11 protein-coding genes are annotated in these 13,932 nt (G+C 49.9%); 9 read left to right on the top strand and 2 right to left on the bottom strand.

From position 1 onward, the window contains the following. Nucleotides 1-183: 183 nt before the first annotated feature. Complete coding sequence (locus ACR0QE_RS08465; protein ID WP_432627928.1) at nucleotides 184-459, bottom strand: metal-sensing transcriptional repressor; 276 nt, start codon at nucleotides 457-459, stop codon at nucleotides 184-186. Between the two features lie 241 nt (nucleotides 460-700). Here ACR0QE_RS08465 and ACR0QE_RS08460 point away from each other — a divergent pair, with 241 nt between their 5' ends. The 3 genes from ACR0QE_RS08460 (at nucleotide 701) to ACR0QE_RS08450 (ending at nucleotide 5,597) form a co-directional block, all read left to right on the top strand. Beyond that, the gene (locus ACR0QE_RS08460; protein ID WP_432627927.1) at nucleotides 701-1,681 is read left to right on the top strand and encodes a LacI family DNA-binding transcriptional regulator; all 981 of its coding nucleotides are present in this window, start codon (nucleotides 701-703) and stop codon (nucleotides 1,679-1,681) included. A 190-nt stretch (nucleotides 1,682-1,871) separates the two neighbouring features. Beyond that, entirely contained in the window at nucleotides 1,872-3,884 is a 2,013-nt protein-coding gene (locus ACR0QE_RS08455) for a sucrose-specific PTS transporter subunit IIBC (protein WP_432627926.1), read from the top strand. Nucleotides 3,885-4,061: 177 nt separating this feature from the next. Then, the gene (locus ACR0QE_RS08450) at nucleotides 4,062-5,597 is read left to right on the top strand and encodes a glycoside hydrolase family 32 protein (protein WP_432627933.1); all 1,536 of its coding nucleotides are present in this window, start codon (nucleotides 4,062-4,064) and stop codon (nucleotides 5,595-5,597) included. Between the two features lie 324 nt (nucleotides 5,598-5,921). Here the strand turns inward: ACR0QE_RS08450 and ACR0QE_RS08445 are convergent, their stop codons facing one another. Next, nucleotides 5,922-6,536 (bottom strand): trimeric intracellular cation channel family protein, encoded by a 615-nt coding sequence (locus tag ACR0QE_RS08445; RefSeq protein WP_432627925.1) that lies wholly within the window; start codon nucleotides 6,534-6,536, stop codon nucleotides 5,922-5,924. A 376-nt stretch (nucleotides 6,537-6,912) separates the two neighbouring features. Between ACR0QE_RS08445 and ACR0QE_RS08440 the strand changes: the two genes are divergently transcribed. The 6 genes from ACR0QE_RS08440 to ACR0QE_RS08415 all read left to right on the top strand — a co-directional run bounded on the left by ACR0QE_RS08440 (nucleotide 6,913) and on the right by ACR0QE_RS08415 (nucleotide 13,738). After that, the gene (locus ACR0QE_RS08440) at nucleotides 6,913-7,839 is read left to right on the top strand and encodes an ABC transporter permease (RefSeq protein WP_432627924.1); all 927 of its coding nucleotides are present in this window, start codon (nucleotides 6,913-6,915) and stop codon (nucleotides 7,837-7,839) included. 89 nt (nucleotides 7,840-7,928) lie between these two features. Beyond that, the gene (locus ACR0QE_RS08435; protein WP_432627923.1) at nucleotides 7,929-8,891 is read left to right on the top strand and encodes an ABC transporter permease; all 963 of its coding nucleotides are present in this window, start codon (nucleotides 7,929-7,931) and stop codon (nucleotides 8,889-8,891) included. A 71-nt stretch (nucleotides 8,892-8,962) separates the two neighbouring features. Next, complete coding sequence (locus tag ACR0QE_RS08430; RefSeq protein WP_432627922.1) at nucleotides 8,963-9,973, top strand: ABC transporter ATP-binding protein; 1,011 nt, start codon at nucleotides 8,963-8,965, stop codon at nucleotides 9,971-9,973. Nucleotides 9,974-10,023: 50 nt separating this feature from the next. Continuing rightward, on the top strand, nucleotides 10,024-10,998 hold the full coding sequence (locus ACR0QE_RS08425) for an ABC transporter ATP-binding protein (protein WP_432627932.1): 975 nt from the start codon (nucleotides 10,024-10,026) through the stop codon (nucleotides 10,996-10,998). 103 nt (nucleotides 10,999-11,101) lie between these two features. Next, nucleotides 11,102-12,778, top strand: a complete 1,677-nt coding sequence (locus ACR0QE_RS08420; RefSeq protein WP_432627921.1) for a peptide ABC transporter substrate-binding protein — start codon at nucleotides 11,102-11,104, stop codon at nucleotides 12,776-12,778. Between the two features lie 21 nt (nucleotides 12,779-12,799). After that, nucleotides 12,800-13,738 (top strand): S66 peptidase family protein, encoded by a 939-nt coding sequence (locus ACR0QE_RS08415; RefSeq protein WP_432627920.1) that lies wholly within the window; start codon nucleotides 12,800-12,802, stop codon nucleotides 13,736-13,738. Nucleotides 13,739-13,932 lie beyond the last annotated feature (194 nt).

The following is a 13,932-nucleotide window of genomic DNA, read 5'->3' as shown; positions in this document are numbered from 1 at the left end:
TCATAAAGTCCATAGCTTATTAAAGTGCGCCTAAAATGTCCGATTATCCATTTTTCATTCCACAAGTCGTGCTCTTCGCGAATTCTTCCTTGTTTTGGTTCAAGGTTGCGAACGAGCACCGCGAGTTTCGCAATTACCTATTCAATCTTTCAAATTTTCGTTAAATAAACAAATAAACGCTCATTATTTCATATTCGCAAAGCGCTCAACTGCCTTTGTGAAATTCGCGATCGTCTGATCGGCATCTCCATGCTCAATTCCATCCCGCACACAATGCTTGATATGCCCCTCAAGAACCACCTGTCCTGCGCGGTGAAGTGCAGACTTTGCTGCATTGATCTGCGACAGAATATCCTCACACGGCACATCCTCATCCACCATACGGTCAATCGCCTGGACCTGCCCGATAATTTTTTTTAAACGACGATGCAGATTGTCTGCATCCATACACTGTCTCATCGAAATTGCACCTCCTGTATCTACTTTTTGTGATTTCATCATCTATCATTTACGCTCTCCCGGGAGCGTCGAACCGCCTGTCGATATGGCAACACTCATCTCTGAATTCTACCATATTTCTTCCATTCAGAAAAGAAATTTCTGTACCATACGGAATTTTCCGTTCAGAAAATTCCTACCCGTGTGCTGTAACTCGTGATATACTTGCATTACAAAACATTCCAAGGAGTTAAATTTATCTATGAAGAAATTTACTATGGCGGACATCGCCGAGATGTCCGGTGTCGGAAAAAGCACGGTCTCCCGCTACTTCAACGGCGGATACGTGAAAGAAGAAACCCGTGAGAGGATTCAGGCTGTGATCCGCGAGTGCGGATATATGCCAAACTCCTTTGCCCGCCTCAATGCCCGCGAGAGCAGCATCATCGGCGTTGTCGTGCCGACCTTAAATTCCAAGATCACCGGCCGTGTCATCACAAGCATCGACCGCCATCTGCGCGAACAGGGATACGAGACACTGATTAAGAGTTCCGACCACCAGATCGCACTTGAGCTCGACAACATCCGACGGCTGATCAGTCTGAACGTGGGCGGAATCCTCTTAAGTTCGATCTCAATCACCGACCAGCACCGCGAACTGATTACAAGCAGTCCCGTCCCGATCGTCGTAATGGCACAGGAATTCGATGCGGGAATCTCTGTCGTGGATGATGATTATCAGGCCGGTCTTGAGATGGGAAAATACGTTGGAAAATCCCACCCGGAGCACGTTGTCTGGCTCGGAATCAGTGATACAGACCGCGCAGTCGGAGTCATCCGCCGTCAGGGGGTTCTCGATGGTCTGAAATCCTGTGGAGTCTCCGATATCCGACTCTTTTCCGGTGATTACAGCTATGAGAGCGGTCAGATGATGGCAAGAGAGGCCCTCGAGGGCGGCCCTGTCGATGCGATGATCTGCGCAACAGACCGACTTGCCTTCGGTGCTTATCATACTCTCGCTCAATTTGGAAAGCGAATCCCTGATGATGTCTCTGTCGCGGGTTTCGGCGGATACGATGAGAGCGAACTTCTCTCCCCCGAGCTCACAACTCTGAAATTCGATTCTTATGCCCTCGGCCAGCTGAGTGCAGAGACAATCCTGCGTTTAATCCGCAATGAACCCGTCCCGGTTAAGCAGGTCATCGGTTTTCAAATGATCCCCGGAAAGAGTGTGAAATGTTGATGCTGTGTTTTGTGCGTTCTGCACAAAAAATCAGCTGATTTTTTGGTGGTTCAAATGTGGTATCGGTTCCATAATTGTATTGACTTTCCCGTCAAAATGCTGTATGATTCAATTATGGAACCGATACCACATTTTATTTTCAGGTTCAGCGTTCAATTCATTTATCACCACAAAAAAGGAGAGGTTTTTTATGGATTATGCAAAAATCGCCAGTGAAGTAATCCGACTCGTAGGCGGAAAGGAAAATATCCGTTCCGTCGCACACTGCGCAACCCGCCTGCGTCTGCAGCTGCGCAACAACGATCTGAGAGACGAGGCTGCTCTCAGCGATGTCGAGGGAGTCAAGGGGGTCTTCCTCACACAGTCACAGTTTCAGATTATTTTCGGAGCCGGCACCGTCAACCTTGTCTGCGATGAAGTTCAGAAACAGCTCGGTGTCCAGAATGAGACTTCGGAAAATGAGCCGGAGGAGAAAAAAGGAAATCCGCTCCAGCGCCTTGTAAAGATGCTCAGCGACATCTTTGTTCCGATCATCCCGGCCATCGTTGCAGGTGGTCTTCTGATGGGAATCAATAACATTTTAACTTCCAACCTGATCCACGGTCAGTCGATCATCGCCCTGTATCCGCAGTGGGCAGGACTTGCAAACGCAATTAACCTGTTTGCAGCGGCACCGTTCACCTTCCTGCCTGTTCTGATCGGCTTCAGCGCCTCAAAGAAATTTGGCGGCAATCCCTATCTTGGCGCTGCTATGGGCATGATCATGGTTCATCCTGATCTGATGAGTGCTTATCAGATCGGCATTGGAACTCCGCCTGTATGGGATATCTTTGGATTCCAGATTCCGGCAATCGGTTATCAGGGCACCGTTCTCCCGGTTCTCGCAGTTTCATGGATCATTGCAAACATTGAGAAACGTCTTCACAAAGTGACGCCGTCATGGCTCGATAACCTGACAACCCCGTTAATTTCCATCCTTGTAACCTCATTCCTGACCTTCATCGTCGTAGGACCGGTTCTGAGAGAGGCAGGAAACCTTCTGGCATCTGGCATCACCTGGGTATACAACTCCCTCGGCTTTATCGGAGGAGCACTCTTCGGTCTCGTTTACGCACCGATCACTCTGACCGGTATGCACCACAGTTTCATCGCGATTGAGACTCAGCTGATCGCAGACAGCGCCCATACCGGCGGAAGTTTCATCTTCTCGACCGCAAGCATGAATAATGTCGCTCAGGGCGCCGCTGTTTTAGCAGTCCTAATGATGACAAAAAATGAGAAGATCAAATCGATCTGCTCGGCATCCGGTATCTCCGCCCTGCTCGGCATCACGGAGCCGGCTATGTTTGGTGTCACCCTGAAGCTGAAATATCCATTCTACGCAGCAATCATCGGATCTGCTGTCGGAAGCGCCTACCTCGCAGCGACAAAGACTCTCGCGCAGGCACTCGGTGCTGCCGGACTCCCGGGCTTCATCTCCATGAAACCGGACCACTATCTGTACTTTGCAATCGGCCTTGCACTCTCAATGGGAGTTTCCTTCATCCTGACCGTTGTCTTCTGGAAGAAATTCAACATGGGCGCTGCTGAGGCAGAGGGCTCAACCTCCGCAAAGCCAGCCCAGAACGCTGCTTCCACCACAACAGCTGCAACGACTGCAAACACTGAGATCCCTACAACTTCCACTTCTTCTGTGAATACAGCTACAAACAATACAGAAAGTGAAAATGCAGAATCTGCAAGCACGGAAGATGAAGTTCTCTTTGCCCCGATGGCAGGAGAGATCATCCCGGTTTCCGAATCCGCCGACGAAGCTTTCGCATCAAAAATGCTCGGTGACGGAATCGCAGTCAATCCTTCCGACGGCACGATCTATGCGCCGTGCGACGGAACTGTAAGCCTGCTCTTCCCGACAAAACATGCCATCGGCATTACAACCACAAAGGGCACAGACCTTTTAATCCATGCCGGCATTGACACCGTCAAGATGGAAGGCAACGGTTTTGAGGCCTTCGTCAATCAGGGCGATACCGTTCACAAGGGTGATAAACTCTTAAAAGTTGATCTTGAGAAAGTACGCGCTGCCGGATACAATCCTCAGACGATGATGATTCTTCCTCAGGCATCTGCCGATGTCACCTTAGAGGTTCACGCATCCGCAAGTGCTGATCACAACAGCAAGGCACTGACAATTAAACACTGATTGCCCGTTGACATCCGGACATTGTCGGGAAAGAAAGTAAACAAAGGAAGTTTAAGCTGTAAGAAACTGAACTTTACTGTAGTAAGAACGTATTATTTAACAGAAAGGAGAGCCGTCTGACGACGGGCGCATTCATCCCATGACCTAAGCGGTCGGGGTATCCTGCGCTATTTTATGATGAAATTTGAAAAGTACCACAAAGTGACAAAAGAAGACTACGAGAAGTGGTATCGGGAAGAAGCAGATTTTCGTAAGATGGTCAGCGAAGATCCCCGCCGACTCCATTTTCACCTGATGCCGGAGACCGGATGGCTCAATGATCCGAACGGACTGGTTCAGGCAGACGGCGTGTACCACATCTATTTCCAGTACACGCCATTTGAGCCGACAGGCGAACTCAAACTGTGGAATCACTGCACGACCCGCGATTTCATCCATTACGAAGATCACGGTCCTGTACTCTTTCCAGATCACGACTTCGACGCACACGGTGTCTACTCCGGTTCCGCCTTCCGCGAAAATGGAACGATCCACTATTTTTACACCGGAAATGTGAAATACTTCGACCGCCCGGACTACGATTACATCAATGCCGGACGCGGAAGCAACACCGTTCATTTCACAAGTCAGGACGGCACGCATTTCTCAGAAAAAGAGCTTCTGATGACAACCGACGATTATCCGTCCGACATCAGCTGTCATGTCCGCGATCCGAAAATCCTGAAATATAAGGATGCCTACTACATGGCGCTCGGAGCGCGCGACCACGAAAGCCACGGTCTTGTCCTGCTCTACCGCTCAGAAGACCTCACCCACTGGTCCTATTTCAGCCGTATCCAGACCTCCCATCCGTTCGGCTACATGTGGGAATGCCCGGATCTCTTCTTTCTCGACGGCACGCTCTGCCTGATCTGCTGTCCTCAGGGAGTTGAACAGCAGGGCGTCAACTACGCAAATGTCCATCAGTGCACCTTCATGAAGATCGATGCGGATTTTGAAAACCGCAAATTCCGCGTCATAGAAGAAACCCCATTCCAACAGGTTGACCGCGGATTTGATTTCTATGCTCCTCAGAGTTTCGAGGATGAGCAGGGACGGCGGATCCTGATCGGATGGATGGGAATTCCGGAAGCTGACTACACCAATCCAACCACTGTCCAGGGCTGGCAACATGCACTTACCCTCCCGCGTGAACTCCATGTCCGCGACGGCAGACTGATCCAGCAACCACTTGGCGAGCTTGCAAACCTCCGCACCGATCATGCACACTTTGCCACAAAAGAAGATCTGAATCAGGCAGATTTCCTCACCATTGAAAATGCCGATGGATTCCCGGTTTTCGAGGCAGACCTTTCCTTCTCCGACTGCAAGCAGATGGAACTCTCGCTCCGGGATGGCGTCACCCTCTCCTACTTAGATGGTCTCCTGACACTCAATCTCAAAAAAGGTGGCTTTGGGCGAACTTCCCGCAGTGTAGAACTTTCCCTCCTTACTCAGCTTCAGATTTACTCCGACACGACCTCACTTGAGATCTTCGTAAACGGCGGTGAAGAAGTCTTCACAACCAGACTTTATAGTCAGCTCAGCGATCTTGTGAATGGTGATTTATCCACTAACAGCAATGCCCGCCCACTCACCCTGACCGGCGATTGCAATGCTGAAATTGATGTCTGGAAACTCCGTGCTTTTGATGTTTTCAGAACACAAAACTAACCCCCTCCCTGATTTATCATTCCGAGTGAAAGCCATTCGCAAAACTGACTTACATCTCCCCTCAAGCTTTTACGAACATCACTCAGAATAACTTCATGGCTTCGAGCGCGAGAAAGTCACTGCAAACCCGTGTGAGCCGTCGGTGCTTAGGTTGCGTACTTTGCAACCTTATGCACCGTTACGCCGAACCCGGAGCGAGAGCGCGTTTGCAGGACTTTACTCGTCGGGAGAAGCCCCCATATTTACCGTCTCACATAATTTTATCCAATCTTCCTTCTTTTATATAGCCTATATCCACATTTACCCTTACTGTTCTCCAGACCCTTAAAGCGCTCTCGGCAGATTCCATTTATAATGGCGCGCGAGTACACGGATCAGCGTGACCAGAACCGCGCTGACAACCATCGCCCCGCTCTCCCCGATGTAATTCATCAGAACCACATAGCAGACTGCCCCGGCAATCGACGCACAGGCATAGACATGCTTTCTGAGAACTGCCGGTGTCTGCCCTGCCATCATATCTCTGAGAATTCCGCCCCCGACTCCGGTGATGACCCCGAGAAAGACCATCAAAAATTTGTAATCCCCGAATCCAGCTCCGACTGCCGTATCGATTCCGACAACGGTAAACGCGCCAAGACCGATCGCATCAAGAAGATTCAGAACCGCCTCATACATCGGAGATTCCAGAATGTCCGCCGAGCGGTAAAAATACTTTACTGCGACAAACAACACCATTACTGCCACAAAAGATGCGATCACATAGATCGGATCGACAAAGAGGGCAGGCGGATGAATTCCGATAATGATATCCCGGATCATTCCGCCTCCCACAGCCGTTGTCTCACCAAGTACAATAATTCCCAATAGATCGAGACGTTTTTCGATTGCCACCATCGCCCCCGAGCAGGCAAACGCCACAGTTCCGATCATTTCCATAAGAAAGAATACATCCATTTCGCTTTTTCCTCACTCTCTCTGCTCTCACAGAACAGCCCAACGTAACTATTCCGTTTCTTTGTAGTCACGCACAGACCTGCTGAACAATTACAGCATAACCTATATAGTATAAGGGAACTTTCATTTTTATGTCAATGTTCTGAATTCCCGCTTTTCTTTTTTAAGTCAGACAATCATTTTTCTACCTGATCTTTCTGCAATTCAGGCAACTCAGTGCACTTGACTTTCTAAATTACGGTAGTATAATGATTAATAATATATCCTGGCAATGGCGTGAGGCTTTCTCAGCTGTTGCCTTTTTTTGTATCACAGGCTTTGCCTGAGCTTCATATTTTACAGAAATCGGGGGATTCTTATGGCAAAATACATTCTGAAACGTCTTGCAGCAGGAATTGTATCTCTGTTCATTCTTGTGACGATCACATTCTTTCTGATGCACGTCATCCCGGGAGGCCCGTTCAGCCCATCTGAACAGCGAAATGTTCCTGAGAAAATTCTCGTGCAGATCTCTGACAAATACGGACTGAATGATCCGCTCATCGTCCAGTACGGACGCTACATCGGCAACCTCCTGCACGGTGATATGGGAGTTTCCTTCAAAAAGCAGGACACCACCGTCAACGAACTGATTGCCACTGGTTTCCCGGTATCCGCTCGAGTCGGTGCCCTCGGAGTCTGCGCCGCTCTGATCGTCGGAATTCCGCTCGGAATCATCGCAGCCGTCCGGCGAGGCAAACTGGCAGACGGATTCTCAATGGTTTTTGCCACAATCGGCGTCTCCGTTCCCAGCTTCGTCATCTGTGTTCTGATGATGTACCTGTTCTGTGAAAAATGGAAGATTTTCCCCTCATACGGACTGAAATCCTGGAAGGGATACATTCTTCCCGTCTTCTGTATGGCCTTCTCCCAGATCGCTTACATCACCCGCCTGATGCGCTCGAGTATGCTTGAGACTCTGCGTCAGGATTATATCCGCACCGAGCGCTCCAAAGGTGTTCCAGAGTTCCAGGTGATCGGAAAATATGCACTGAAAAACTCGATTCTTCCTGTTGTGACCTATGTCGGACCGATGGTGGCAAGTCTTCTGACAGGAACTTTCATCATTGAAAAACTTTTCAGCATTCCCGGTCTCGGACGATATTTCGTGTCCGCAATCACGGACCGCGATTACTCCGTTGTCCTTGGACTGACCGTCTTCCTCGGTTCCATGATTATTCTCTGCAACCTCATTGTAGACATCATGTACGCAGTCATTGACCCGAGAGTAAAAATCACGGAATAGAATTATAGAACGAAGAACAAATCGGAAATAAACGGAAATGAAGAACAAGAATAAATATGGAGAATCGAGAAAAAGGAGGGTCAGCCAAGATGCCGACGATTGAACCAAATGAACCAACCCACTCTTTTTCCATGACGGATGAGATCCCGGAGTCTCTGCTTGCTCCGCTCTCCGACTCAGAACGCGAGAAAGAGACCATCAGCCGCCCAAGCGTTTCCTACTGGAAAATGTGCTGGATGCGCCTGAAAAAAGACAAACTGGCAATGCTCGGAATCACAGTTCTCGTGATTATGACGCTTGCAGCCATCTTTGTCCCGATGTTTTCCCCATACACGTATGATCAGACCGATTTCGCACATCCGCTTGAATGGCCGAGTGCCCTTCATCTGTTCGGAACCGACAAGATGGGACGAGATATTTTTGTCCGCACAATGTATGGAGCGCGAATCAGCCTGACAATCGGCTTCACTGCCGCTGCCATCAATATGGTGATCGGCGTTCTCTATGGAGGTATCGCCGGATACCTCGGCGGAATGGTTGATCTGGTCATGATGAGAATCGTGGACATTTTAACCGGAATCCCGAGCCTGATCTACATGATTCTCCTGATGATGTTCCTCGGAAATAACATCCAGAGTATCCTGATCGCGATGTGTCTGACTTACTGGATCACGACCGCGCGCATGGTGCGGGCACAGATTCTGACACTCCGGGAACAGGATTTTGCCCTCGCCGCAAAAGTCTGCGGGCTGAGCAGATGGCAGATCCTGATTCATCATCTGATTCCGAACAGCATGGGTTCAATCATCGTGACCGTCACATTCCTGATCCCGTCCGCAATCTTTCAGGAGGCATTCTTAAGCTTCCTCGGAATCGGCATTCAGGTTCCGATGGCAAGCTGGGGAACTCTGGCAAATGATGCGATCGAGTATCTGTTCTCCTACCCTTACATGATGCTGTTCCCGGCAGCCGCAATCAGCATCACGATCTTCTCCCTGAACTTTATCGGAGACGGACTGCGCGATGCACTTGACCCGAGATTAAAGAAATAAAAAATAACGGGCATTGATTCTGATTGAAAGACAGAAACAAATGATAGAAATAGGCGATAGGCGGAAAAACTATGAGTGAAAAAACAGGCGAAACATTACTAGAAGTCAAAAATTTGAAAACCAGCTTTCAGACTGACGCCGGAATCGTTCAGTCGGTGCGGGGCATCAGCTTTCACGCAAACCGCGGTGAGAGCCTTGGAATCGTCGGAGAATCCGGTTGCGGAAAGAGCGTATCCATGCTGTCGATCATGCGTCTTCTCGCAGACAATGCACATCTGGAGGCTGATAAGATTCTCTTCAACGGAGAGGATCTCTTACATAAAACTCCCAAGGAAATGCGCACGATTCAGGGCAACCGCATCGGCATGATTTTTCAGGATCCGATGACAAGCCTGAACCCGCTTTTTACAGTTGAGGAACAGATCTGCAACCCGCTGATGCGCCACTTAAAGCTCTCCAAAAAGGAGGCCAAGGCTCGCGCACTCAAGATGCTCGAGGATGTCGGTATTCCGAGTCCCGAGAGACGTCTCACACAGTTTCCTCACGAGCTGTCCGGCGGTATGCGCCAGCGCGTGATGATCGCAATCGCGATGTGCTGTCAGCCGGAGCTTCTGATTGCAGATGAGCCGACAACAGCCCTCGATGTGACGATTCAGGCACAGATCCTCGATCTTATGGCTCACATGAAGCAGGAATACGGCACTTCCGTCATCCTGATCACCCATGACCTCGGCGTGATCGCAAGCATCTGCACCCGCGTTCTCGTCATGTACGGAGGACTCGTCATGGAGGAAGGCTCGATCGAAGACATCTTCTACCGGACCGGTCACCCATACACAGCAGGTCTTCTCGCCTCGATTCCGAAAGAGACGAAAGAAAAACTGATTCCGATTTACGGCACCCCGCCGGATCTCTTAAATCCGCCGAAGGGATGCCCGTTCGCAGCGAGATGTCCTCACGCGATGGAAGTCTGCAGGCAGTACCAGCCGCCGCTCGCTCCTCTCGGAGAGCATCACAGCAGTGCATGCTGGCTGCACCATAAATCCGTAAAAGCAAAACTCGGGGAGGTGAAGCTCGTATGACATCGATGTCCGAACAGGCGACAGTAAATACAAAGACAGCAAATACAAACATGACAGAAAAAACCTGTATCGAAGCGCAGGATCTCAAGATTCATTTTAAACTGAAAAGCGGACTTTTCTCAAAACCCCGCTACTTAAAAGCGGTTGACGGAGTCTCCTTCTCGATCACACAGGGAAAGACGATGGGACTCGTCGGCGAGTCCGGCTGCGGAAAGAGCACCGTCGGACGTGCGCTCCTGCGTCTGTATGATCCGGTCGGCGGGAAAATCCTCTTTAACGGCGAGGACATCACTCATCTGAATGATGCCCAGATGCAGCCTTACCGGAAAAAGATGCAGATGATCTTCCAGGATCCTTACACTTCCCTCGACCCGCGAAAAAATATCCGCGACATCATCGCAGAGCCGATGTGGGCCTTAAAGCTCCACGAGGGAAAAGACCGCGAGGACCGGATCCGGGAACTGATTGAGATGGTCGGATTAAAACCGGACCATTTAAACCGCTATCCGCATGAATTTTCCGGCGGCCAGAGACAGCGAATCGGCATTGCCCGCGCACTCGCCGCTGAGCCGGAATTCATCGTCTGCGATGAGCCGATCTCGGCACTCGATGTCTCGATTCAGGCACAGGTCATCAACATTTTGGAAGAGCTTCAGGATAAATTCCATTTCACCTACCTTTTCATCTCCCACGACCTCTCGATGGTCCGCCACATCTCTTCGGAAGTCGGCGTGATGTACCTCGGAAATCTCGTGGAATATGCCCAGGTAGATGAACTCTACGACAATATGATGCATCCGTATACAAAATCACTTCTCTCCGCAGTTCCGGTCGCAGACCCGATCCGGGCTTCGCAGAGCAGGCGAATCATCCTTCAGGGCGATGTGCCCTCCCCGATTGATCCGCCGTCCGGATGCCCGTTTAGAACCCGGTGCGCTTACGCAAAAGATATCTGCGCAAAGGAAAAACCGGTTCTTCAAAATATAAATGACAAGCATAAAGTTGCCTGTCATCTATATAAATGATTATGAAACCACAGCGATTCCCTACCTTCAAAGCTGTGGACATTCATGATCACGCATTACAAATCACGCCGGAAAAATCCGGCAATTTAAGGAGGTTACGATTATGAAAAAAAGTCTGTGTGCACTTCTCTTCGGTGTGGCAATGGCAGCTGCACTGACCGGCTGCGGCGGTAATTCCAGTTCCGGTTCCGCTTCCTCTGCCGGTGGTACCGAAACATCCTCTTCTGCTTCTGCAGGAACGGATTCCTCCGCTGACGGAAAAGTCCTCAAATACGTCATGTCCAAGGAGCCGGAAACCCTTGACCCGAACATGAACAACTACTCCACCTCTTCCTCCGTGCTTCAGAACCTTTTTACCGGTCTGATGCAGGTCGGCGCAGACGGAAAACTGATCAACGGCTGTGCCGAGAAGTATGATGTCAGCGATGACGGCCTGACCTACACCTTCACCCTCCGCGATGGTCTGAAATGGTCTGACGGATCTGATCTGACTGCCGGTGACTTTGAGTATGCATGGAAGCGTGCCCTGAATCCGGAGACTGCATCCCCGGGTGTTGCCTATCTCTATTATGTGAAAAACGGACAGGCTTATAACGAGGGAAATGCAACCGCAGATGAGGTTGGCGTCAAGGCTGTCGACGATAAGACTCTGGAAGTTACGCTTGAGAATCCGACTGCTTACTTCCCGGATCTGACCGCTGTCACCGTATACTTCCCGACGAAGAAAGATGTTGTCGAGAATTCTACCCCGTGGACAAAATCCGCTGACACCTATGTCTGCAACGGTGCATTCCGCTTAAAGGAAATCAATCCGCAGGAGAGCTACATCCTCGAGAAGAATCCGGAGTACTACGACGCAGACAACGTAAAACTTGACGGTGTCGACATCATCTTTATCGAGTCCGCAGAGGCTGCCCTCTCCGCTTACAATGCCGGTGAGGTTGACGTGCTCGACAACGCAGTTCTCGGAACTCAGGCCCGCAGTCAGTACGACGGAAGCGATGAACTTCAGTCCTACGACCTGATCGGAACCCGTTACTATGATTTCAACTGCTCCAAGGATTATCTGTCCGATGCCCGCGTGAGAAAAGCACTCTCAATGGCACTGAACCGTGAAGTCATCACCCAGACGATCGAAGCTTCCAAGCCGGAACCGGCTTACGCTTTCGTTCCTCACGGAATCAACTATGAGGGCTCTGACAAGGACTTCCGCGACACGGTCGGCAATCTGTTTGAGGAAAATGTCGATGAGGCAAAATCTCTGATGGCTGAAGCTGGTTATCCGGACGGCGAAGGTTTCCCGACCCTGACTCTGATCACCCAGAACGACCAGGAACAGAAGGATATGGCTCAGGCTATGCAGGCAATGTGGAAAGATAATCTCGGTGTCAACGCAGAGATCACAACCTACGAGTCCAAGGTATACTGGGATGAGCAGAGAAACGGAAACTTTGATATCTGCTACGACGGCTGGGTAGGCGACTATCCGGACGCAAGCACGAACCTTGAGTGCTTCACCCTGACCAAGAATGACTATCAGTGCCGTTGGCTCAATGACGATGCCCAGAAGTACAATGATATGCTGATGGAAGCAAGAAGCCTTGCAGACAACACAAAGAGAATGGAACTCTTCACCGATGCGGAGAAACTGCTGATCGATGAAATGCCGATCATTCCGTTAAACTACCGCAACGCACAGCTCCTTGTAAAACCGAACTGCAAAAATGTCCTGAAGACTTATATCGGACATACCCTTCTGAAATACGCAGATAAAGAATAATTATACTATGGAGGCATACCTATGATCGTTTTTCCATCTCCGTTAAAGCCGGGCGATACCATCGGTCTTATCGCACCGTCTTTTCCGATCAAAGAGGAAGAGTTAAAGGACTGTATCGCCCTTCTTGAGGCGATGGGATATCACGTTAAGGTCGGCGGAGAGCTCGCAAAGCTCTCCAACTTCCACAACTATCTGGCAGGAGAGGCAAAAAAGCGCGCAAACGACATCAACGCAATGTTCGCCGATCCCGAAGTAAATGCGATCTTCTGTGTCCGCGGAGGATACGGAAGTTCTCAGACGATGGAATTTCTTGACTTCGATGTGATCCGCGCAAATCCCAAGATTTTCGTCGGATACAGCGACATCACGAATATCCTGTCGGTTCTCCAGATGTATGGAAATCTCGTCGCTTTCCACGGCCCGATGGTCTGCTCCAATATGAGAAAGCACTTCGATCCGTACACAAAAGAGAGTTTCTTTAAGGCGCTGAATCTTGGTGAGGAGCCAATCAGCTTCACAAATCCACCGGATGAAGACGGTTTTCACACGATCAATCCGGGAAGTGCATCGGGAATGCTCGCCGGCGGAAATGTCTCCCTTCTCGGAAGAGCCTGCGGAACCTTTTACCAGCTTGAGACTGCCGGAAAGATTCTCTTCCTTGAGGAAGTCGAGGAATCCATCCCGTCGATCGACATGTATCTGACCCAGATGCGGATGGCTGGCCTGTTTGAGAATGTAGCCGGAATTCTCCTTGGCGACTTCACGGACTGCACGAACGACCGCTATGATGGAAGTTACAAGATCGATGAATTTCTTCAGGATTGGTTCGGAAAACTCTCCGTTCCGGTTATGAGCCACATCCGCTCCGGTCACAGCAAACCGATGGGAACTCTCCCGATGGGAACTCTCTGCCGGATGGATGCAGACAAGAAAACGATTACGTTTGAGAAATTTCGATAGGGGGATCTTTACCTAAATAGAAGTTCTAAATAAATTGGAATTTCAGAATAAAATCAAAAACAACTTAAAGTTACAGCTCCTTCGACAGAATAGATCATGCAAACACGCTCTCGCTCCGGTTTCAGCGTAGTGGTGCATAAGGTCGCAAAGTACGCGACCTAAGCACCAACGCTTCAAACGGGTTTGCATTGCTC

The organism is Brotaphodocola sp. (assembly GCF_050873065.1).
Lineage (GTDB): Bacteria > Bacillota > Clostridia > Lachnospirales > Lachnospiraceae > Brotaphodocola.
This window is presented reverse-complemented; position numbering and strand designations above follow the sequence as displayed.